We start from the raw sequence: 20,909 nt of genomic DNA on the forward strand, positions 1-20,909 counted from the left end.
CATTCCTCCAACTTTGACGGACACCTTCCATGGACGTGGATTTTTCACCGATCGTCGACAACTGGCAATTCTTTGCCAGCGGGCTCGGCGTGACGATCCTGCTTAGCGTCATCAGCGCCATCACCAGCATTGCGGCCGGGCTGGTGATTGCGCTGCTGCGCCTGTACGGCCCGCGCTGGCTTAGTACGCTGCTGGTGTTTTATGTCGACAGCATGCGTGCCATCCCGATTCTGGTCGTGCTGGTGTGGATTTACTTTGCCTTCCCGCTGCTGGCTGGCGTGACCTTTCCGCCATTCTGGGCGGCGCTGGTCGGGCTGACGCTGCACATCGCGGCCTATGCGTCGGAAATCATCCGCGCCGGCATTGAGTCCATACGCCCCGGACAGACGCGGGCCGGCCTGGCGCTCGGCATGTCGCGGGCGCAGATCCTGCGCAAGATCATCCTGCCGCAGGCCACCATTCGCATGCTGCCGGCCTTCGGCTCGGTGCTGACCATGGCGATCAAGGACACAGCCATCGCGACGGTGATTGCGGTGCCTGAACTCATGCACCGCGCCGAGACCGTCGCCGGTCAAAGTTACCGGCCGGTTGAAGTCTTCACCACGGTGATGGTGCTGTATTTCCTGACCCTATTTCCGGTCACGCGCGTGGTCGATCGCCTGTACCAAAAACTTGCACACCTGGGGCGCTCATGAACTTCGACTGGAACGTCATCTGGACCCATCGCGCGGCGCTACTTGAAGGCGCTGCGATGACCATCGGCCTCACGGTCGTGACCATGCTGCTGGCCGTTCCGGGCGGCATCCTGCTGGCGCTAATGCGCCTGTCGTCCAACAAGCTCGTCAGCAACGCCTCGCTGGCCTTTGTGGAGTTCTTTCGCAACCTGCCGCTGATCCTGGTGATCTATTGGGCTTTTTATGTCATGCCCATTGCCTTCAATGTGCAGTTCTCCGCCTTGACGACGGCGCTGGTGGCCCTGGTGCTGAATGTGTCGTCCTACAACGCAGAGACCTTTCGCGCCGGCATCAACTCCATCCGCAAAGGGCAGATGGAGGCGGCGCTGGCCATGGGCATGTCGCGCCGGCAGGCGATGTTCAAGGTTGTGATCCCGCAGGCCGGGCGGCGTATTTTGCCGGTGATGGCCAGCACCTGGGTTGCGCTTTTCAAGGACACCTCGCTGGTGTCGGTAATCGCGGTCAGCGAACTGGCCTACACGTCAATGCAGATTCGCGCGCAGACCTTCCGCGTGCTGGAAATGCTCACGGCCATGGCTGCGCTTTACTGGCTGATGGGTTACCCGCAGGCCAAGCTCGTGGACTGGATTCACAAAAAATATGGAGTCAAGGAATGAACGCATCAACAGAACAATTGGCCGTAGGCGCTGCCTCCGTGACAAAGCCGCGCAAGGGCGCCGACCAGCCGCCGGTGTTGGTCTATGAGAACGTGCGCAAGATGTACGGCGACTTTGTGGCGCTCAACGGCGTTTCGCTGCAGGTCAACAAGGGTGAGGTGATGTGCCTGATCGGCCCGTCCGGTTCCGGCAAGTCAACGCTGTTGCGTTGTACCAATGCGCTGGAAACCCTTAACGGCGGCCGCGTGCTGCTCGATGGGGTGCCGCTGCCGACACGCGAGGCCGACGTACGCAAGGTGCGCCAGCGCATGGGTATGGTGTTCCAGAGTTTTGAGCTCTTTCCGCACAAGACGGCCCTGGACAACGTGGCCATGGGCCCGATCACGGTGCTGGGCATGAGCGAAGCCGATGCCCGCACCCGCGCCCGCGCATTACTCGACAAGGTTGGCCTGGCGTCCAAGGCTGACAACTTTCCGGCCAACCTGTCCGGCGGCCAGCAGCAGCGCGTAGCGATTGCGCGCGCCCTGGCGATGGAGCCCGAAGTCATGCTGTTCGACGAGCCGACCTCGGCGCTGGACCCGGAGACGGTCGGTGAGGTGCTCAACGTGATGAAGAAGCTCGCCCAGGAAGGTATGACCATGATCGTTGTCACCCACGAGATGAGCTTTGCCCAGCGCGTGGCCAACTGGGTCGTGGTGTTCGAGAACGGCGCCATCATGGAGGAGGGCCCGCCCTCGCAGATCTTCGACAACCCCACGGTGGCGCGCACGCGCGACTTCCTGGGCCACCTGGGCTGGAACGGCTAAAGTCGCGCGCTTGCCCCTGCCTTCAGACATCCCATTTTTCCGGCAATCCAGCCTTTTAAAGACCCCACTTGTTATGAAAATTACCAACGCCCGCGTGATCGTCTGCAGCCCAGGCCGCAACTTTGTCACCCTCAAGATCGAAACCGACGAAGGCCTGACCGGCATCGGCGACGCGACGCTGAACGGTCGCGAGCTGTCCGTGGTCAGCTACCTGAACGACCACGTCATTCCCTGCCTCATAGGCCGCGACGCCCACCAGATCGAAGACATCTGGCAATACCTCTACAAGGGCGCTTACTGGCGCCGCGGCCCGGTGACCATGAGCGCGATCGCTGCCGTCGACACCGCCCTGTGGGACATCAAGGCCAAGGCCGCCAACATGCCGCTGTACCAGTTGTTGGGCGGCCGCAGCCGCTCGGGCGTGATGGTCTACGGCCACGCCAACGGCAGCGACATCGAACACACGGTCGATGAAGTGCTGCGCTATAAGGAAATGGGCTACAAGGCGATCCGCGCGCAAAGCGGCGTGCCTGGCCTCGAAAAAGTCTATGGCGTCGGCCGTGGCAATATGTTTTACGAGCCGGCTGACAGCAGCCTGCCCAGCGAGCATGACTGGAGCACCGAAAAATACATGCTGCATGCGCCCAAGCTATTTGACGCCGTGCGCCAGGCCGTCGGCCCGGACATTCACCTGCTGCACGACGTGCACCACCGCCTCACGCCCATCGAAGCCGGCCGCCTGGGCAAGGCGCTGGAGCCCTTCCATCTGTTCTGGCTGGAAGACGCCACGCCCGCCGAAAACCAGGAGGCCTTTCGCCTGATTCGCCAGCACACCACCACGCCGCTGGCCGTGGGCGAAATTTTCAACACCATCTGGGATTGCAAGGACTTGATCCAGAACCAGCTCATCGACTACATCCGCGCCACCATCGTGCATGCCGGCGGCCTGACGCATCTGCGCCGCATCGCCGACTTTGCCGCCATGCACCAGGTCCGCACCGGCTGCCACGGCGCCACCGACCTGTCGCCGGTCTGCATGGGCACGGCCCTGCATTTCGACACCTGGGTGCCCAACTTCGGCATCCAGGAATACATGCGCCACACCGAGCTGACCGACGAGGTCTTCCCGCACAGCTATTCGTTCAAGGACGGTTACATGCACTGCGGCGAAACGATTGGCCACGGCGTGGACATCGACGAAGAGCTGGCCGCCAAATACCCCTACCAGCGCGCCTATTTGCCGGTGAACCGGCTGCAGCATGATGGGACGCTGGTTAACTGGTAATCCGGCGGCGTAGGCAAGGAAGGGTGGTGGTGCCACCCCTCCCCAGCACCGTCAAATGACCCGCAATTGTTGCACTTGGACTTTTGAGACCACCCGAAACAGACTCACCCATCCAGAAACCGATGAAGGATGCCAAGCTTTCGGCCTATGTCGTGGAGACTCAGGCAGGCATTTAGAACACCTCCACGTCGTCAGCAGGAACCGCATTTTTTTGGATACGCCTGAGAAATAGGCGAAGTTGGTTGCATCCGGTACTTTCAATATGTCGGGACTTATTTCGCCAATTTCTGACAGCGTCGGTAGTATTTTTTCGGCCTGCCAAGTTGGCCTTTTGCCTCGGAACCCAATTCGACCTCGGTCACCGCCGGGTTTGCTGTCAGCAACTTGTCCAGAGCCGTGTTCAATTTTTCCTTGCTGATAGATGCGGGTGTGGGTGATTCCGCAATGCGGAAACGCCGCGCTAATCGCATTTTGAACCACGTCCGAACGGTGTTGGCGGCGGTCTGAACCAGCGCGTTCTCGGGAGCGGTGCTTACCTGAAGTTCCCAATCAGAATGGACGTGGAAATGTGTTTACGACTTTAACTTTGCCTGTTGTAGATTTGGTGCGCCGAAAACCGGCTAACAAAATCGTAATCCCGCCTCGGGCATTCATACTGGTTTGCGGGGCGTTGGATTTTGGTGACGATTTCCTAAAGTGCGTAAGCACACGGGCCAAGAGAGCAGCGCGAACGGCTCCTGTGCAGCGGGGGCGGACAGTCCGAGTGGTTTGGTCACCCACCGAACTCGGCCTTGAACCGACGCCAAATGCACAGTCTCAATATCTGAAATTCGTGCCTACCAACCTATGGTTGGGGTACACATAATTGTGTAGCGTAAGGTCGGTCTACGGTCTACGGTCTACGGTCTACGGTCTACGGTTTGCAGTGCAAGCGCGGGGCGCCAATCGCTCATCTACAGCGCTTCGCGCCACCAATCGTCGGCCAGTGCCTGCTGCAGGAAGCTGCTGAAGCTCGTCACTTTCAGGGGCACCAGCTTGGGTGAAGGGAAGACCGCATGCACTTCCTGCTCCGGCAGGCTATGGTCGGTCAGCACAGGCTGCACCGTGCCGTCGGCCAGTGATTCGCGCGCCACGTACCAGGGCAGCACCGCCAGTCCCATGCCGGCGCGCGCCGCGGCAAGAACGGCCGAAAGGTTGTTCGAGCGCAGGGGACCCTTGACGGGAATTGACAGTTTCTCGCCCGCCACAGTCATCAGACTCCAGCGATCATCGCCCTGCACGCTGCTGTACACCACGCAGGCGTGCGACGGAAGATCAGCCGCGCTGCGCGGCGTGCCGCGCGCATTCAGATACGAAGGCGCGGCCACCATGACCCAGGGGTTGGTGCCCAGGTAACGCGCACCCAGGGTCGAGTCGGCCAGCGGACCCATGCGAATGGCCAGGTCCACCCCTTGCTCAACCAGGTTCACGTAGCGGTCGTCAAAGCTTAGATCTACAGTCACCTCGGGGTGCTGCCGCATATAGCTCAGCACCAGCGGTGTCACCACGCGTCGCCCGAAGGCCACCGAAGTGCTGACACGTAGCGTGCCGCCTACCTTGCTCTGCAGTAGTGTCGCAAGGTTGTCGGCCTCGTCGATTTCGCGCGCAATCAGCTTGCATTTGTTGTAGTACAGCGCTCCGACCTCGGTCGGCGTCACACCGCGTGTTGAGCGGTGCAGTAGCCGCGTGCCTAGCCTGTGCTCCATGGCGGCCACGGCCTTGGTGGCCGTGGGTTGGGTGACACCGACCTCGCTGGCGGCCTTGCTGAAGCTGCCGATTTCGACGACGCGGATGAAAAGCTCAATGCCAGTGATTCGGTCCATGTGCCCGACTGTAATAGTGTTGGCTGCCTGCATTCCATCACGGAATAGTAGTTATCTTTTTACTGGGGTTCACAGCGGGGCCTGCTGCGCGAATGATACGAACACCTAACAGGAGCAAGCAATGGCAAAAATGAAAGCCGCGATGGCCGCGGTGCTGGTGATGGAAAAAGAAGGCGTGACGCAGGCTTTCGGCGTGCCGGGTGCGGCGATCAACCCGCTCTATTCGCAGCTGCGCGAGCGGCAATCTATTGGCCATATTCTGGCGCGTCACGTTGAGGGCGCCTCGCACATGGCCGAGGGCTACACCCGCGCCAAGTCCGGCAACATCGGCGTGTGCATAGGCACCTCGGGCCCGGCCGGAACCGACATGATTACCGGTTTGTATTCTGCGCAGGCCGACAGCATCCCCATTTTGTGCATTACCGGCCAAGCGCCCCGCGCGCGCCTGCACAAGGAAGACTTCCAGGCGGTAGACATCGCCTCTATCGCCAAGCCGGTCACCAAGTGGGCCACCACCGTGATGGAGCCGGCGCAGGTGCCGCGCGCCTTCCAGCAGGCTTTTCACCTGATGCGCTCGGGTCGCCCCGGCCCGGTGTTGATTGACCTGCCGTTTGATGTGCAGATGGCCGAGATTGAATTCGATATTGATACCTACGAGCCGCTACCCATTTACAAGCCGGCCGCCAGCCGCAAGCAGATCGAGAAAGCGCTTGGGATGCTGAACAGCGCCGAGAGGCCGCTGATGGTGGCCGGTGGCGGCATCATCAACGCCGACGGGTCTGATCTCCTGGTGGAATTTGCTGAGCTGACTGGCATTCCGGTGATTCCGACGCTGATGGGTTGGGGCACGATTCCCGACGACCATCCGCTGATGGTCGGCATGGTTGGTTTGCAAACCAGCCACCGCTACGGCAACGCCAACATGCTGGCCAGCGACTTCGTGCTGGGCATAGGCAACCGCTGGGCCAATCGGCATACCGGCTCACCCGAGGTTTACTGCAAGGGCCGCAAGTTCATTCACGTCGACATCGAGCCGACGCAGATTGGCCGGGTGTTCGCGCCCGACTACGGCATCGTCTCGGATGCGAAAGCCGCGCTGCAACTTTTCGTCGAATTAGCGCGCGAATGGAGGCAGGCCGGCAAGCTGCGCGACTGGTCTGACTGGGCCAGAGAGTGCCAGGCTCGCAAGTCGTCAGTCGACTACCTGCGCAAGACCAATTTCGACACCGTTCCCATGAAGCCACAACGCGTCTACCAGTGCATGAACAACGCCTTCGGCAAGGATGCCTGCTACATCTCGACCATAGGCCTGTCGCAAATCGCCGGCGCTCAGTTCCTACACGTGTACAAGCCCCGCCACTGGATCAATTGCGGCCAGGCCGGCCCGCTGGGCTGGACCGTTCCCGCCGCATTGGGCGTACGTGCCGCCGACCCGACACGCAAGATCGTTGCGCTCTCGGGCGACTACGACTTTCAGTTCATGGTCGAAGAGCTGGCGGTGGGCGCGCAGTTCAAGCTGCCCTATATCCACATGGTCGTGAATAACAGCTACCTCGGCCTGATCCGTCAATCGCAGCGCGGCTTCACGATGGACTATTGCGTGCAGCTGGGCTTCGACAACATCAATTCGCCCAATGTCGAGGGCTACGGTGTCGATCACGTCAAGGTCGTTGAAGGTCTGGGCTGCAAGGCGATTCGCGTGCATCGTCAGGAGGAGTTGGCGCCAGCGATCAAGCAGGCCGAAGCCTGGATGATGGAGTTTCAGGTGCCCGTCGTGATCGAGGTCATGCTGGAGCGTGTGACCAATATTTCCATGGGAAGCGAAATCGACAATGTCGGTGAGTTCGAGGAACTTGCCACTGGAAAGGCCGATGCCCCCACCGCCATTTCAATGCTTGACTGAACGGAGACCCGAATGCCCAAGTTTGCCGCCAACCTCACCATGCTTTTCACCGAGGTTCCATTTTTCGACCGTTTCGAACGCGCCGCCAAAGCAGGCTTCGGGGCCGTTGAGTTTTTATTCCCCTATGCCTATTCCGCCGAGGAGATCCGGCAAGGGCTAGACGCTAACGGCCTGCAACTCGTCTTGCACAACCTGCCTGCCGGCGACTGGGACGCTGGCGAGCGCGGCATCGCCTGCCGCCCCGACCGCGTGGCCGAGTTTCGCAACGGCGTGGCCACGGCCATTGGCTATGCCAAAACCTTGGGCGTTACACAACTCAACTGCCTGGCGGGCAAGGCCCCGCTTGGAGTAACTGAGGACGTTCTGCGCCAAACCTTTGTCGAGAACCTGCGCTTTGCTGCAACCGAGCTGAAGAAGGCCGGCTTGAAGCTTCTGATTGAGCCAATCAACACTTTCGACATTCCGGGCTTTTACCTCAATCGCACCCTGCAGGCCGTGTCAATTCTGGACGAGGTGAGTGCTGACAACGCCTTCGTGCAGTACGACCTCTACCACGCACAGCGCATGGAAGGTGAGTTGGCGGCGACCCTGCAGAAGTATCTGCCGCGCATTGGCCATGTACAGCTGGCTGACAACCCGGGACGCAATGAGCCGGGCAGCGGCGAGATCAACTACCCCTTCCTGTTCGCACACCTGGATCGCATCGGCTATGACGGCTGGATCGGCTGCGAATACAAGCCCGCAGCCACCACCGAAGCCGGCCTTGATTGGCGCCAAAGCCTTGTCAAGTAATCACTCAAAAACAAGGAAAACACCGTATGACTTCACAACCCCTCAACATCGGTTTTGTCGGCCTTGGCATCATGGGCGCGCCCATGGCCAGCCACCTGATCAATGCCGGACATCGGCTCTTCGTCTACACCCGCGGCAAGATGCCAGAAGCGATCGCCAACAGCGGGGCCACGCAATGCAGCAGCGCCCGCGACGTGGCTGAGCGCGCCGACATCACCATTTTGATGGTGCCGGACACGTGCGATGTGGAGGCAGTCCTATTCTCTGAAAAGGGGGTTGCTGCCGGTTTGCGCCAAGGTAAGGTCGTGGTGGACATGAGCTCGATTTCCCCGATCGCCACCAAGACCTTCGCGCAAAAAATCAATGCTCTGGGTTGCGACTACCTCGATGCACCGGTCTCCGGCGGCGAAGTGGGCGCGAAAAACGCCACCCTCTCCATCATGGTTGGTGGCCCCGACGCGGTGTTTGAGCGTGTCAAACCGCTGTTCGAGCGAATGGGTAAAAACATCACCCTGGTGGGCGGTAACGGTGACGGCCAGACCGCCAAGGTTGCCAACCAGATCATCGTGGCGCTGAACATCGAGGCCGTGGCCGAGGGGCTGCTGTTTGCCGCCCGTGCCGGTGCCGACCCGGCACGCGTGCGTCAGGCCCTGATGTGTGGATTTGCCTCGTCGAAGATTCTGGAAGTTCACGGCGAGCGCATGGTCAAGCGCAGCTTTGACCCGGGCTTTCGCATCGAGCTGCACCAGAAGGACCTGAATCTGGCCCTCTCCAGCGCACGGGCACTTGGCGTTTCGCTGCCCAATACTGCTACCGCCCAGGAGCTGTTCAATTCCTGCGTCGCGCATGGCGGCAAGGCCTGGGACCACTCGGCCATGGTGCGTGCTTTGGAGAAAATGGCCAATTTCGAGATTGGCCAAAAAGTAGCCTGATTGACTTTTAGCGAGCGCCCTCCATGAACGCCTCCCTTAGCCCTGAGACAGCGCCGGCCCAAGCCCTTTTGCGCCGCATTTTCGACGCCGCGATTGCCTCCGGCCCTACCGTTGCCAAGCCCATGACCTGCGAAGACGCGCTGGTCGTCATTCGCCGCACGGCATTGCGGTGCCGCCAGAAGTGACGGCGCTGCTGGAAAGCGGCCGCTGCCGTGGCCCGCCAAGCGGGCTAAACGACCTGCATCATGGACCGTTTGATGGCTGTTTTTTCCTGCAGTTGATGCTGCGCAAGCGGGGAGTGCGCATCGCAGCCTGGGTGGCGATCGTAGAAGGCGTCCTGACAAGATGGCTGCAAGGTTATTTGTTGCTAATGGGTGTCATTGCTTGACTTTGCGGCAACGGACGAGGGTGTTGACATGCTGTTGATCTTGGCCGATCCGCTGGAGAGTCGATCCAGGACTGCGTCGCGCTTTCGATGTAAATGCTGCACCAGCAGTTGCCTTAGCGCTGCACCATCGCGTTTTTGCAGTAATTCAATCATGAGCTCATGCTCCTTCAAAGCTTCAGCCCATTTGACCTTGTCTTGATTGGATCGAAAGCGCAGCGCGTGCATGCGGGTATTAAGCTGACTCCAGGTACCGCGCAGAACCGGATTGCGCGAGGCTTCATTTAGAACGTCGTGAACGCGCGCATTGGCACGATAGTAAGCAGCCAGATCCTCTCTTTTGAAAGCGGCCTGCATTTCAAGCTGTAAGGCATGAAGTTCACTGAGCTCTCGTTGTGTGATGTGGGTAGCGGCAAGCTCGGCGGCAAAACCTTCCAGTACAGCAAGTAAGTCGAAGGTATGTGCAATCTCAGGCAATGACAGGACGGGCGCAAAAGCGCCGCGACCAGGGTCAAGCGTGACCAGGCCTTCCGCTGCCAGCAGGCGAACCGCTTCGCGCAGGGGCGTGCGTGACACACCAAGCCGTCCACACAACTCCCGTTCATTAAGTTTGTCGCCTGGCGCGAGCACTCCCTGGATCAGGAGTTCACGCAACCGAACAGCGACCCGTTGTTGAAGAGTGTCGCGGGCGACATCGATTCCGGGCCCTAAGGGTTTTTCCATTTTTTGTATTATGTATGCAGAATTCGGGTTTATCACTAGATCAGCAGGTTGTTTGCGTGGCAATATTTGACTTATTGTATTTTGTATACCAGTAAGGAGATACCACTGACATGCCAAACCTGAATTTTCACCCAGCCGGCCGCCACTTCCTGCAAATCCCCGGCCCCAGCCCGGTTCCAGACCGCATTTTGCGGGCCATCAGCTACCCGACCATAGACCACCGCGGACCAGAGTTCGGCGCGTTGGGGCGTCAGGTGCTGGCCGGCATCAAGAAAATCTTCAAGACAGAGCACCCCGTGGTGATTTATCCGGCCTCGGGCACCGGCGCTTGGGAGGCGGCCTTGGCCAACACCATGAGCCCGGGTGACGCGGTGCTGATGTATGAAACAGGTCACTTTGCGTCGCTGTGGAAAAAGATGGCCGAGCGCCTCGGTCTGGAGCCCGAGTTCATCGGACTGCCCGGCATCGAAGGCTGGCGGCGCGGCGTTCAGGCCGACCTGATCGAGCAACGCCTCAAAGCCGATAGCGCCCACCGCATCAAGGCCGTGTGCGTGGTGCACAACGAAACCTCCACCGGCGTGACAACCGACATCGCTGTCGTTCGCCGTGCCATTGACAGGGTCGGCCACCCCGCGCTGCTGATGGTCGACACCATTTCCGGCCTCGCATCGGCCGATTACCGTCACGACGAATGGGGCGTTGACGTCACCATCAGCGGCTCGCAAAAAGGTTTGATGCTGCCGCCCGGTATCAGCTTCAACGCGCTGTCGCCCAAGGCCCTCGCCGTCAGCCGCGCCGCCAAGCTGCCTAAGGCCTTCTGGGCCTGGGATGAAATCGTCGAGATGAACGCCACCGGCTACTGGCCCTACACCCCCAACACCAATCTGCTCTACGGCCTGGCCGAGGCGATGGACATGCTTCTGGAGGAGGGGATGGACCATGTGTTCGCCCGTCACCAGCGGCTAGCCGCTGCCTGCCGGGAGGGAGTTCGTGCCTGGGGCCTGGAGATCCAGTGCGTCGAGGAAGCCTGCCATTCCCCGGTACTCACCGGCGTGATGATGCCCACCGGCGTGGACGCCGATCAGGTGCGCAAGCTGGTGTACGAGAACTTCAATATGTCGCTAGGCGCCGGCCTGGGCAAGTTGAAAAGCCGCATGTTCCGCATCGGCCACCTCGGAGAGTGTAACGACCTCACGCTGATGGCGACCTTGAGCGGCTGCGAGATGGGGCTGGGGCTGGCCGGCGTTCCGCTGCAGGGCAGCGGCGTCGTCGCGGCCATGAGCTATCTGCAAGCCACCGCACGGCCAGTGGCGCGCCATCCGGCGAAGTAGGTCGGTGGGCCGGTTCCAGTTTCCCTAACGTCAGCATTATTACAACCAGGAGACAAGCATGATTTTTCGTCATCGATTCTCGGCTTTCGCCGTTGCAGCAACACTGGTCACCAGCGTGTGCGCACCCGCCCACGCGGATAATCTCAAGCTCAAGGCCATAGGCCAGCCGCTGGCCACTGGCCTGATCCAAAAGAACAAGGAACAGCCCTTCTTCGAGAACTTCGCGGCGCGCACCGGGCTGCCAATCGATGTCGACTACAAGCCGATTGACACCCTGGGCATCAAGGACACCGAGCAGCTTCGGGTGATGAAGACCGGGCTGTTCGACCTGGTGTCGCTGCGGGTCTCGCAGAACTCGCGCGACGAGCCGACGCTGCTGGGCCTAGACCTGGTGGGCGCCAGCCCCGATTACGTCACCGGTCGCAAGGTGGGTAAGGCCTTCTTCCAGACCGTCGACGAGCGGCTGCAAAAGCAGTTCAATGTCAAGCTGCTGGGCGTTTGGCCTTTTGGTCCGCAAATTCTCATGTGCTCCAAGCCCATCGAGAAACTGGCCGATGTGAAGGGCCTGAAGGTTCGGGTCTATGACCAGAATCTGGCCAAGTTCATCGAGTCGCTGGGTGGAACCCCCGTGCCGCTGGCCTTCCCAGATACGCACCAGTCACTGTCGCTGGGCGTGGTCGACTGCGCCATCACCGGCCCCAGCTCGGCCAACTCGGCTGGCTGGCCCGAGGTAACCACCCACCAGCTGCCGATCGGTTTCCAGATGGCGCTGAACGGCTATGCCATCACGCTCAAGGCCTGGAAGCAGCTCAAGCCCGACCAGCAGGTCAAGCTGCAGGCCGCTTTTGACACCCTGGGCGACGACATCTGGAAGTATTCGGAAGAACTGTTCCAGGACGCGCTGAACTGCAATGCCGGGAAGGACCCCTGCACCACCGGCAAGAAATTCAAGCTCAAGGACGTGGCGGTCTCGCCGGCTGACGTGCAGCTGGTACGCAGCGCCGTCGGCAAGGTTTCGCTGCCACTTTGGGCCGAAGTGTGCGACAAGACCAACCCGACCTGCTCGCAGAAATGGAAGGCCACCGTCGGTCCGATCGTGGGGATCAAATGAGTCCGGCCGCCCAGTTTGATCCGTCCGTTCCGCTGACTCCAGCGGCTGCCGGAGCGGCGTCCACGAACGCGGTGACATCGCTGAAAGATCGCATAGAAACCGTGCTGGCCATGGTGTTCGGCGCCATCTTCATTGTGTTCGCCTTTGTCGTCTCGATAGAGACGATTTGCCGGAAGGTCTTCAACTTCTCGTTGCAGGGCGCGGACGAGCTGGGCGGCTACGCGCTGGCGGTGGGCTCGACCATCGCCTTCAGCCTGGCGCTGATGGGACGCTGCCACATCCGCGTGGACGTCTTTCACGAGCGCTTTTCCCGGCGTGGGCAGGCGTTGCTGAACTGGCTGTCCATTGCCTCGCTGGCGTCGTTTGGCCTGTTCATTGTCTACGTGGCTTTCAAGGTGCTGGCCGACACGCTGGAGTACGGCAGCACGGCGCAGACGCCCTGGGCGACGCCGCTGATCTGGCCGCAGTCCGTCTGGTATCTAGGCTTGGTCACCTTTGCGCTGGTTGCCAGCGGCTATGCCATCCGGGCCAGCCGCCTGCTGCTGGGCGGGCAGATCGACGCCCTGCTGAAGGACTTCAGTCCCAAAAGCGCCAAGGAAGAGTTGAAGGAAGAACTGGATGATCTGTCACAGCGCCAGGCCACTACGGGAGTCTCCTCATGAACGTTGGCATCATTTCCCTTGCTTTCGTGGCCATGCTGGCCATGATGCTGGTCGGCCTGCCTATCGCCGTGTCCATGGCGCTGGTGGGCATCGTCGGCGGCATCGCAGCCTACGGCATCCCCTTCATGGACACCATCGCGCCGGTGGTCTGGGGCGTGCAGAACGAGAACCTCCTGACCTGCATTCCGCTGTTCATCCTGCTGGGCGAGCTGCTGCTGAGATCTGGCATTGCCGACCGTATGTACATCGCGCTGTCGGCCTGGCTGGGCCGGCTGCCCGGCGGGCTGCTGCACACCAACATCGGCAGCTGCGCGCTATTTGCCGCGACCTCGGGCTCCTCGGTGGCCACCGCCGCCACCGTGGGCACGGTGGCCCTGCCGTCGCTGCAAAAACGCGGCTACCCGATGCGCGCCTCGCTGGGCTCGCTGGCAGCCGGCGGCACGCTGGGAATTTTGATCCCGCCCAGCGTCAACATGATCGTCTACGGCTCGTTGACCAACACCTCCATCGGCAAATTGTTCATCGCCGGCATCATCCCGGGCATCCTGCTGACGCTGTGCTTCATGCTGTGGATTGCCCTGTCGTCGGTGCTCAGCGGCAAGGTGATGCGCGAAGACAAGGTACCTCTGGCCGAACGCCTCCGCGTGCTGCGCTACCTGGTGCCGCCGGCGGTGGTTTTCGGAATTGTCATGGGCAGCCTGTACTTCGGCATTGCCACCACCACCGAGAGCGCAGCGTTGGGCGTGCTGGCCGCGCTGTTTTTCGTCTGGCAGTCGGGCAAGCTGAACAAGGAGCTGCTGCGCACCTGCTTCATTTCCTCGGCGCGGGTCAGCGGCATGATCTTGCTGATCATGGTGGCGGCCTTCATCCTGAACCTGACCATCAGCCTGACTGGCGTGGCGGAAAGCATGACCAAATGGGTGGCTGGTCTGGGCCTGTCGGCCACCGGGCTGATCCTGGCGCTGATCGTGTTCTATCTCATCCTGGGTATGTTCATGGACGTGCTGTCGATGCAGGTGGCCACCATCCCTATCACCTTCCCGATCGCCACTGCGCTGGGCGTGGACCCGATCTGGTTCGGCATCTTCATCGTGCTGATGTGCGAGCTCGGGCTGATCACGCCGCCGGTGGGCATGAACCTGTTCGTCGTGCACGGCATCAGGCCGGACAAGGGCGGCATCGAGGACGCGATCTGGGGTGCGCTGCCGTACGCGCTCATCATGATCCTGTTCACCCTGCTGATCATGGCCGTGCCCCAGCTGGTCACCTGGCTGCCGGGAAAAATGTAAGGTGATGCCTATGAACCCTCAACCAGAACTCTGGCGTCTGTCCGCGGTCGAGCTGGCGCGGCGCTACCGCGACGGCTCGCTGACGCCGCGCGCAGTGGCCCAGGCCTGTCTGGCCCGGCTGGATGTCGTCAATCCGCAACTCAATGCGGTGGTGGCGCGCCGCGATGCGGCGCTGCTGCAAGAGGCCGATGACGCCACGGCGCGTTTTGCGGCCGGCAAGGCGCTGTCGATGCTGGACGGCATAGTGCTGACCATCAAGGACAACTTGCTGACGCAGGACCAGCCGGCCACCTGGGGCTCGCGGGCTTTGCGCGAGCACCGCCCGGCGAGCGACGAGCTGCCGGTGGCGAGGCTGCGCACCGCAGGTGCGCTGATCCTCGGCAAGACCAATGTGCCGGAGTTCACGCTGGAAGGTTACACCAGCAATCCGGTGTTCGGCACCACGCGCAACCCCTGGAACCCGTCGCTTACGCCGGGCGGCTCTAGCGGTGGCGCTGTGGCCGGCGTGGCTGCGGGCATTGCTCCGCTGGCCCTGGGCACCGACGGCGGCGGCTCCATCCGCCGGCCCGCATCGCACTGCGGTGTGGTCGGCCTCAAGCCGTCCATAGGCGCGATTGCGCGCGGCCAGGGCCTGCCCACGCTGCTGCTCGATTTCGAGGTGGTCGGGCCTATGGGGCGCAGCGTTGCCGACGTGAAGCTGCTGTTCGATGTCTTGCGCGGCCCCCAGGCCGTCGACAGGCAGTCGCTGGCGGCCGAGGCGGCGCGCGGCAAGCCGCGCAGAGGCTCCTTGCGCGTCCTCTACGTGCCGACGCTGGACGGTGCGCCGGTGGACCCGGAAATTGCCGCGAATTGCGCCCAGGCGGCGCGGCGCCTGGCCGACTTGGGTCATAGCGTGAGCGAGGGCGTGATGCCGCTGGACCTGGCCTTCATGGCCACGACCTGGCCGGTGGTCGGCCAGGTTGGCCTGGCCCATTTGTTCGAGACCCACCCGCAATGGCGCGAGGGCGCATCGGCCAAATACCTGGAGATGGCCGGGCAGGGCGCGGCCCAGCCGGCGGCGCGCCTGTGGGAGATACTGGAAACCGTGGCGCAACTGCGCAGCGACTGCGCCCGTCTGTTCCGCGAGATCGACGTACTGATCACCCCGGCCGCCGCTGCCTTGCCCTGGCCGGCGGATGAAGCCTTTCCCCCGGCCATCGCCGGTCAGACCGTGGGGCCGCGCGGTCATGCTGTGTTCACCGGCTGGGTCAATGCGGCCGGCCTGCCAGCGTTGGCCGTGCCGGCCCAGCCTTCTTCGTCCGGTCTGCCGATTGGCGTGCAAATGATCGCCGGATACGGCGCCGACGAATTGCTGTTGGAGCTGGGTTTAGCTTATGAAGCATCAGCGCCTTGGGCCGACCGGTGGCCCCTGCTGTGAGAGTGGCGTGCCTGCCAATAGAGTAGCTACTGCATTCGTATCCTCATCTATATCAAGGAATTTCGCTGATGTCAGATCCCTCTGTCGAGAGTATCGTAAATTTACTGTTGCAGGCCCGCCGTGATCATCGCCTCGCCGATGCGGCCAAATTTTCCGAAACACTGACCAGTTCACAACAAGCCTATGCCGTGCAGGAGGGTGTCGCCAACGCGTTGGGGTGGTATGGCACTGAAGGCGCGATGCACTGGAAGTCGGGTGGCCCCTCACGCCAGGTAACACTGACACATGCGCCCTTGCCGCCTGCAGGAGTATGGGCAAGCCCGGCCGCAGCTGGCGCGTTTGGTTTTACAGCCCGGGGCATTGAGGCCGAAGTTGCCCTGCGCCTCGGTCAGTCTGTCGATGCCACCATGTCAGCCACGATTGACGAGGCCAGCGCATCGAAACTCATCGAGGCCATGACGGTCTCGATTGAAGTCGTCGATTCCCGCTGGACCGGGGGCATGTCGGCGCCAGCACTGCTACGTTTGGCGGATTTACAGTCTCATGGCGCACTGGTTCTGGGCGAATGGACGCCTTGGGTGCCACGCGATTGGGCGCGGCAGAGTTGCCGCGTTTTCGTCGGCCAGCAGCCCGTGATTGAGCGGCAGGGAACCCATTCGCTGGGCAATCCTGTCTGGGGCCTGGGCGCATGGCTGCGCCATGCTACCCAAGGGGGAAAGGTAGTCGCGGCCGGAACAGTTCTGACAACGGGTACCTGGGTCGGCATTTTGAATGCTGCCGCCGGAGATCGGGTCATTGCTGAGTTCGACGGCATTGGCACTGCGGAAGTTCAGCTGTAGGGGAATGCAGGGATCGTTAATGGTCCCGGTTTGATTCGTTGATCTTTTGTGCTGTGTCGCATGGCTGGACAGGTGGCACTGAAAAAACCGCCGCAGAGGAACCGGTATGTTTGTACACACTGTGTCGAAAAAAATCGCCGACGCTGCCAACCCAAACCGTAAGGCGAAATGAACATAACGGCGATAACAAAGCCAATCAAAATCATGACATTACGCAAACGCATTGGCGTGTTAACGCCGTCTTCCAACACAGCGTTGGAACCTTTGACCAGTGCAATGGTGAGTCGCCTGCCAGGGATTTCGGCCCACTTCTCACGCTTCACTGTGACTGAGATATCAATGCGCGACCAGTCGCTCAACCAGTTCGACGACAGCAAGATCATCGAGGCAGCAGGTCTGTTGGCAGACGCACATGTCGACGTGATCTGCTGGAGCGGTACGTCTGCCAGCTGGCTGGGTTTCGAGAGGGACCGGCAGCTGTGCGACCGCATTACCAAGAGCACTGGCATCCCTGCCACTACCTCGGTGCTTGCGCTCAATGAGATTCTTGCCGTGCAAGGGGCACGCACCCTGGGATTGGTGTCACCTTACGTCGAAGATGTGCAGCAGCGGATCATCGCCAACTACCGGGGCATAGGCATTGACTGCATTGCGGAGCAGCACCTTGGCATCACGGTGAACTTTTCGTTCGGTGAGGTCGAGCCCGACACGCTGCGGCGCATGCTTCGTGACGTGGCCAAGCAGCGGCCGGACGCCATGACCGTCATGTGTACCAACCTGCACGCCGCGCAACTGGTGCAAGAGTTGGAGCGTGAGCTCGGAATTCCCATTTACGACTCAGTGGCGACGGTGGTTTGGAAGGCCCTCAAGACGGTTGGCATCGATCCGCGTGAACTCAAGGGCTGGGGCCGACTGTTTCAGGAAGTCGCTTGAAAAAGGTGCAAGGGTAATCAACATGAGTACTCCCGTTTTTGAACTGGTCATTCGCAACGCGCTGGTGGCAACCGCTAGCGACACCTTTAAAGCCGACATCGGCATCATCGATGGATGCATTGCACAGCTGGGCCTGGGCCTGGCACCCGGTGCGCGTGAGATTGATGCGCTTGGCCGGGTCGTCACACCCGGAGGCGTCGACGCGCACTGCCATCTCGATCAGCCCATGAATGAGCCGATACGCATGGCCGACGGCTTCGAGAGCGGTACACGCTCGGCCGCGTGTGGAGGCACCACCACCGTGATTCCATTCGCAGCACAGGCTAAGGGCCAGTCGCTTCGTGCTGCCGTGGAAGACTATCATCGGCGCGCCGATGGCTGCGCTCATGTGGACTATGCCTTCCACCTGATCGTGAGTGACCCCACGCCCCACGTGTTGAATGCAGAGTTGCCTGGGCTCATTCGTGAAGGCTACAGCTCGTTCAAGGTCTACATGACCTATGACGATCTCAAGCTAGATGACGGCCAGATACTGGACGTACTCGACATTGCGCGCCAGCATGGTGCCATGGTCATGATCCATGCAGAGAACGCCGATTGCATCGAGTGGCTCACAAAAAAGTTGGAGGCGGCAGGCCGCGTCGCACCGCGCTTTCATGCGAACAGTCGTCCGATGCTGGTCGAGCGAGAAGCGACGCACCGAGCCATCGCGCTGGCGGAGCTGGTGGACGTGCCAATTCTGATCGTCCATGTTTCCGGCCGAGAAGCGGTCGATCAGATCCGCTGGGCACGCAGCCACGGTCTCAAGGTGTTTGCAGAGACCTGCCCGCAATACCTGTTCCTGACCGCCGAAGACCTCGGACTCGACAACAGTTACATGGGTGCACGCTGCGTCTGTAGCCCACCGCCGCGCGACAAGCGCAATCAGGAGGTGATCTGGAACGGCTTGGCCGACGGCCTGTTCACCCTGTTCTCCTCCGATCATGCCCCATTCAAATACGACGCGCCTGAAGGAAAAAAGCCTGGTGGCGAGGAAGTCGCGTTTCGTCATATTCCCAATGGCATCCCCGGCCTTGAAACCCGTATGCCGCTTCTCTATTCAGAGGGCGTGTTGGGCGGGCGCATCACACTCAATCGTTTTGTGGAACTCACTGCGACCAATCCGGCCAAGGCCTACGGTCTGCATCCGCGCAAGGGAACGATTGCCGTGGGCAGCGATGCAGACCTGGTGATCTGGGACGAGCGACCGGTGACCATTCGCAACGAGCAGTTGCATCATGATGTGGACTACACCCCTTACGAAGGCATCAAGCTCCAGGCCTGGCCTGGGCTCACACTTGCCCGCGGCGAGGTGGTCTGGGACGGTCAGACCTTTCATCCGCGCAAGGGCCGTGGACAATTCTTGCAATGCGGCCAGCCATCTATTTTGCCCATGTCGAAAAAATCGTCCTCAGCGTTCACCTAAGAACCAGAGGTTTGCCCAATGTGTTGCATCGACCGGTTGAATCCGCCGCCAAAAGCGGACATCTACCCACGTCAAGGTTTCTGTTCGAAATCCATGGCTTCAGCCTCGTCATCTGAAGCAAGTGGTTTCCCGAATGCCTGGAGCCAAAGGTAGCCTGCAACAGGGACGCGAGGCAGATTGCCATCTTCGATGAAGTTACAAGTTATGGTCGTCCGACGAATGCAAGGTTCGTCGCATTACTGAATATCGGCCGACCATTCTTTGCCATCATGGGAAGCTCAAGTCCAAACCGAGCATCCTGGCAAGGGCGAAGGTGGAGAGCCCAAGGCCCAGGAGCGATAGCATGAAGACGGCAGCCACCTTGCCGCCAGCGCGTAGCAGCGCGCGCTTGTCCGTCGCCTTCTTCCCTTGGTCGTAATGCCACTTGATGGCGAAGAACATGCACGTGCCGAGCGTGAGAGCCTTGAACGTAACGAAGACTATAGGGATCCAATCGATCATTTTGAGAATTTCCAGCCTATGACTTGACACTGTCTATCGTGAGGAGCACTAACTCCCAGATGAGAGAGGCGAAAACGTCAGCGACTGCCATACAAGGATGGAGTTGCTGCACGTTCTGGGACATACTACTCAAAAGCAATTTCCATACATTGAGACAAAACGTCGCCGTTGAAAACCATGCAAGATGACAATTTGCCAATCTGGTTGCCGCGATTGGCCGTGCAGGGCGGACCACGTTTTTTGCAGATTGCGGATGCGTTGCAGGCGGCGGTGGCAGACGGATCGCTGAAACCGGGTGACCGTTTACCTCCGCAGCGCCAGTTGGCAGCACAGCTGGGCGTCGACCTGACGACGATCACGCGCGCATACGACGAAACCAGACGCCGCCACTTGTTGGAGGGACGCGGCGCTCGAGGCACTTATGTCGCGGCGCCGAAAGTCGAATTGACCGCTATCCTCGATCTGAGCATGAATACCCCACCACCGCCGGATGGCGTGGACTTCGACGACATGTTGAAACAAGGTTTGTCTCAAGTGTTGATGAGGGCAGATACTGAATTGCTGATGACTTACCACTTGGGTGGGGGAAGCGACTCTGACCGTAAGGCTGGAGCCAAATGGCTAGCGCCGATGTTTGGATCGCTGGATTCCGGGCAGGTGGTGGTCTGTCCGGGTGCGCAAGCGGCGATCGCCGCATTGATCCTTGCGCTGACGGAGCCTGGCGATGTGATCCTGGCAGAGCCAGCAAGTTATCCCGGCTTGCGTGCCGCAGCGACCCAGTTCGGGCGGCGCATCATTGCGGTGGAAGCGGACAAGCACGGGATGGTGCCTGAGGTGCTTGAGCAAGCGTGCCGCCAGCACAAGCCTGGGCTGGTCTACCTCAATCCGACATTACAGAACCCGACCGCCATCACCATGCCGGAGCGCCGGCGCAAGGAGCTCGCCAGCATCGCGAAGCGCTGCAATGTACGCATCGTCGAGGACGATCCCTACTGGCTCCTTGCCGATGCCCCGCCACCACCTATTGCCACGTTTGCCCCGGAACAGGTGTACTACATCTCAACCCTGTCGAAATGCCTGACGCCCGGCTTGCGTGTCGCCTTCGTGCTCATACGTGACCCGCACGAACGCGAACGTTTCCTGGTCGCGCTCAGATCATTTGCGCTGATGGTCGCTCCTCTGACGGCCGCACTGGCCACGCAGTGGATCTTGGACGGTTCGGCTGACGGGTTGATGGAAGGCGTACGCAAGGAGGCGCGTCTGCGCCACCGGATGGCTAGGGATATTCTGGCGGGGCGGTACAGCGGCGCTGGAGACGGCCT

General features: G+C 60.9%; 21 protein-coding genes. 18 read left to right on the forward strand and 3 right to left on the reverse strand.

The window, feature by feature from the left end; genetic code table 11:
• Positions 1-29 precede the first annotated feature (29 nt).
• From BM160_RS17905 to manD, 4 genes are all read left to right on the forward strand, one after another.
• Positions 30-695 carry an amino acid ABC transporter permease gene (locus BM160_RS17905; protein WP_092007533.1) on the forward strand — a complete coding sequence of 222 codons (666 nt, stop codon included), beginning with the start codon at positions 30-32 and terminating at the stop codon, positions 693-695.
• Positions 692-1,351, forward strand: a complete 660-nt coding sequence (locus BM160_RS17910; protein WP_092007534.1) for an amino acid ABC transporter permease — start codon at positions 692-694, stop codon at positions 1,349-1,351. The genes BM160_RS17905 and BM160_RS17910 overlap by 4 nt, the downstream gene beginning before the upstream one ends.
• Positions 1,348-2,157, forward strand: coding sequence for an amino acid ABC transporter ATP-binding protein (locus tag BM160_RS17915; protein WP_092007535.1), 810 nt, complete (start codon positions 1,348-1,350; stop codon positions 2,155-2,157). The genes BM160_RS17910 and BM160_RS17915 overlap by 4 nt, the downstream gene beginning before the upstream one ends.
• A 73-nt stretch (positions 2,158-2,230) precedes the next feature.
• Positions 2,231-3,442 carry a D-mannonate dehydratase ManD gene (gene manD, locus BM160_RS17920; RefSeq protein ID WP_092007536.1) on the forward strand — a complete coding sequence of 404 codons (1,212 nt, stop codon included), beginning with the start codon at positions 2,231-2,233 and terminating at the stop codon, positions 3,440-3,442.
• A 953-nt stretch (positions 3,443-4,395) separates the two neighbouring features.
• Here manD and BM160_RS17925 read toward each other — a convergent pair.
• Entirely contained in the window at positions 4,396-5,304 is a 909-nt protein-coding gene (locus tag BM160_RS17925) for a LysR family transcriptional regulator (RefSeq protein WP_092007537.1), read from the reverse strand.
• Positions 5,305-5,425: 121 nt separating this feature from the next.
• Between BM160_RS17925 and gcl the strand changes: the two genes are divergently transcribed.
• Genes gcl through BM160_RS22685 form a run of 5 tightly spaced genes read left to right on the forward strand, consistent with a single transcriptional unit; the run spans position 5,426 to position 9,319 of the window.
• Positions 5,426-7,207, forward strand: coding sequence for a glyoxylate carboligase (gcl, locus tag BM160_RS17930; protein ID WP_092007538.1), 1,782 nt, complete (start codon positions 5,426-5,428; stop codon positions 7,205-7,207).
• Positions 7,208-7,219: 12 nt separating this feature from the next.
• The gene (gene hyi / locus BM160_RS17935) at positions 7,220-7,999 is read left to right on the forward strand and encodes a hydroxypyruvate isomerase (protein WP_092007539.1); all 780 of its coding nucleotides are present in this window, start codon (positions 7,220-7,222) and stop codon (positions 7,997-7,999) included.
• A gap of 26 nt (positions 8,000-8,025) precedes the next feature.
• Positions 8,026-8,931 (forward strand): 2-hydroxy-3-oxopropionate reductase, encoded by a 906-nt coding sequence (glxR, locus tag BM160_RS17940; protein ID WP_092007540.1) that lies wholly within the window; start codon positions 8,026-8,028, stop codon positions 8,929-8,931.
• 23 nt (positions 8,932-8,954) lie between these two features.
• Entirely contained in the window at positions 8,955-9,116 is a 162-nt protein-coding gene (locus BM160_RS22780) for a glycerate-2-kinase family protein (RefSeq protein WP_218156628.1), read from the forward strand.
• Positions 9,113-9,319 carry an AmiS/UreI family transporter gene (locus BM160_RS22685; protein ID WP_092007541.1) on the forward strand — a complete coding sequence of 69 codons (207 nt, stop codon included), beginning with the start codon at positions 9,113-9,115 and terminating at the stop codon, positions 9,317-9,319. Before BM160_RS22780 ends, BM160_RS22685 begins: the two co-directional genes overlap by 4 nt.
• Here the strand turns inward: BM160_RS22685 and BM160_RS17950 are convergent.
• Entirely contained in the window at positions 9,299-10,039 is a 741-nt protein-coding gene (locus BM160_RS17950; RefSeq protein ID WP_092007542.1) for a GntR family transcriptional regulator, read from the reverse strand. The two genes, BM160_RS22685 and BM160_RS17950, sit on opposite strands and share 21 nt — an antisense overlap.
• A gap of 110 nt (positions 10,040-10,149) precedes the next feature.
• On the opposite strand from BM160_RS17950, the gene BM160_RS17955 reads away from it, so the two are divergent.
• From BM160_RS17955 to hydA, 8 genes are all read left to right on the forward strand, one after another.
• The gene (locus BM160_RS17955) at positions 10,150-11,370 is read left to right on the forward strand and encodes a pyridoxal-phosphate-dependent aminotransferase family protein (protein ID WP_092007543.1); all 1,221 of its coding nucleotides are present in this window, start codon (positions 10,150-10,152) and stop codon (positions 11,368-11,370) included.
• A 58-nt stretch (positions 11,371-11,428) separates the two neighbouring features.
• Positions 11,429-12,481: a TRAP transporter substrate-binding protein gene (locus tag BM160_RS17960; protein WP_092007544.1), complete on the forward strand. Its 1,053-nt coding sequence runs from the start codon at positions 11,429-11,431 to the stop codon at positions 12,479-12,481.
• Positions 12,478-13,143 carry a TRAP transporter small permease subunit gene (locus BM160_RS17965; protein ID WP_092007545.1) on the forward strand — a complete coding sequence of 222 codons (666 nt, stop codon included), beginning with the start codon at positions 12,478-12,480 and terminating at the stop codon, positions 13,141-13,143. The genes BM160_RS17960 and BM160_RS17965 overlap by 4 nt, the downstream gene beginning before the upstream one ends.
• Positions 13,140-14,432 carry a TRAP transporter large permease gene (locus BM160_RS17970; protein WP_092007546.1) on the forward strand — a complete coding sequence of 431 codons (1,293 nt, stop codon included), beginning with the start codon at positions 13,140-13,142 and terminating at the stop codon, positions 14,430-14,432. The genes BM160_RS17965 and BM160_RS17970 overlap by 4 nt, the downstream gene beginning before the upstream one ends.
• A gap of 10 nt (positions 14,433-14,442) precedes the next feature.
• Entirely contained in the window at positions 14,443-15,849 is a 1,407-nt protein-coding gene (locus BM160_RS17975) for an amidase (RefSeq protein ID WP_092007547.1), read from the forward strand.
• Between the two features lie 68 nt (positions 15,850-15,917).
• Positions 15,918-16,688 carry a fumarylacetoacetate hydrolase family protein gene (locus BM160_RS17980; protein ID WP_092007548.1) on the forward strand — a complete coding sequence of 257 codons (771 nt, stop codon included), beginning with the start codon at positions 15,918-15,920 and terminating at the stop codon, positions 16,686-16,688.
• 204 nt (positions 16,689-16,892) lie between these two features.
• Entirely contained in the window at positions 16,893-17,621 is a 729-nt protein-coding gene (locus BM160_RS17985) for a maleate cis-trans isomerase family protein (protein WP_092007549.1), read from the forward strand.
• A 22-nt stretch (positions 17,622-17,643) separates the two neighbouring features.
• A complete protein-coding gene (gene hydA, locus BM160_RS17990; protein ID WP_092007550.1) occupies positions 17,644-19,086 on the forward strand; it encodes a dihydropyrimidinase in 1,443 nt (480 codons plus the stop codon).
• A 267-nt stretch (positions 19,087-19,353) separates the two neighbouring features.
• Here the strand turns inward: hydA and BM160_RS17995 are convergent, their stop codons facing one another.
• Entirely contained in the window at positions 19,354-19,587 is a 234-nt protein-coding gene (locus tag BM160_RS17995) for a hypothetical protein (protein WP_092007551.1), read from the reverse strand.
• 177 nt (positions 19,588-19,764) lie between these two features.
• Between BM160_RS17995 and BM160_RS18000 the strand changes: the two genes are divergently transcribed.
• Positions 19,765-20,909, forward strand: a 1,145-nt coding sequence (locus BM160_RS18000; RefSeq protein WP_092007552.1) for an aminotransferase-like domain-containing protein, incomplete at its 3' end; no start/stop codon positions are given.

The organism is Polaromonas sp. OV174, from assembly GCF_900112285.1.
GTDB lineage: Bacteria > Pseudomonadota > Gammaproteobacteria > Burkholderiales > Burkholderiaceae_C > Polaromonas.

What these genes read in the sequence shown, in the direction of transcription:
- BM160_RS17970 (WP_092007546.1), top strand. Translation starts at nt 13,140, where the DNA reads ATGAACGTTGGCATCATTTCCCTTGCTTTCGTGGCCATGCTGGCCATG.
- BM160_RS17905 (WP_092007533.1), top strand. Translation starts at nt 30, where the DNA reads ATGGACGTGGATTTTTCACCGATCGTCGACAACTGGCAATTCTTTGCC.
- BM160_RS17980 (WP_092007548.1), top strand. Translation starts at nt 15,918, where the DNA reads ATGTCAGATCCCTCTGTCGAGAGTATCGTAAATTTACTGTTGCAGGCC.
- BM160_RS22780 (WP_218156628.1), top strand. Translation starts at nt 8,955, where the DNA reads ATGAACGCCTCCCTTAGCCCTGAGACAGCGCCGGCCCAAGCCCTTTTG.
- hyi (WP_092007539.1), top strand. Translation starts at nt 7,220, where the DNA reads ATGCCCAAGTTTGCCGCCAACCTCACCATGCTTTTCACCGAGGTTCCA.
- BM160_RS17910 (WP_092007534.1), top strand. Translation starts at nt 692, where the DNA reads ATGAACTTCGACTGGAACGTCATCTGGACCCATCGCGCGGCGCTACTT.
- BM160_RS17965 (WP_092007545.1), top strand. Translation starts at nt 12,478, where the DNA reads ATGAGTCCGGCCGCCCAGTTTGATCCGTCCGTTCCGCTGACTCCAGCG.
- glxR (WP_092007540.1), top strand. Translation starts at nt 8,026, where the DNA reads ATGACTTCACAACCCCTCAACATCGGTTTTGTCGGCCTTGGCATCATG.
- hydA (WP_092007550.1), top strand. Translation starts at nt 17,644, where the DNA reads ATGAGTACTCCCGTTTTTGAACTGGTCATTCGCAACGCGCTGGTGGCA.
- BM160_RS17925 (WP_092007537.1), bottom strand. Translation starts at nt 5,304, where the DNA reads ATGGACCGAATCACTGGCATTGAGCTTTTCATCCGCGTCGTCGAAATC.
- BM160_RS17915 (WP_092007535.1), top strand. Translation starts at nt 1,348, where the DNA reads ATGAACGCATCAACAGAACAATTGGCCGTAGGCGCTGCCTCCGTGACA.
- BM160_RS17960 (WP_092007544.1), top strand. Translation starts at nt 11,429, where the DNA reads ATGATTTTTCGTCATCGATTCTCGGCTTTCGCCGTTGCAGCAACACTG.
- BM160_RS17985 (WP_092007549.1), top strand. Translation starts at nt 16,893, where the DNA reads ATGACATTACGCAAACGCATTGGCGTGTTAACGCCGTCTTCCAACACA.
- BM160_RS17955 (WP_092007543.1), top strand. Translation starts at nt 10,150, where the DNA reads ATGCCAAACCTGAATTTTCACCCAGCCGGCCGCCACTTCCTGCAAATC.
- manD (WP_092007536.1), top strand. Translation starts at nt 2,231, where the DNA reads ATGAAAATTACCAACGCCCGCGTGATCGTCTGCAGCCCAGGCCGCAAC.
- BM160_RS17995 (WP_092007551.1), bottom strand. Translation starts at nt 19,587, where the DNA reads ATGATCGATTGGATCCCTATAGTCTTCGTTACGTTCAAGGCTCTCACG.
- gcl (WP_092007538.1), top strand. Translation starts at nt 5,426, where the DNA reads ATGGCAAAAATGAAAGCCGCGATGGCCGCGGTGCTGGTGATGGAAAAA.
- BM160_RS17975 (WP_092007547.1), top strand. Translation starts at nt 14,443, where the DNA reads ATGAACCCTCAACCAGAACTCTGGCGTCTGTCCGCGGTCGAGCTGGCG.
- BM160_RS17950 (WP_092007542.1), bottom strand. Translation starts at nt 10,039, where the DNA reads ATGGAAAAACCCTTAGGGCCCGGAATCGATGTCGCCCGCGACACTCTT.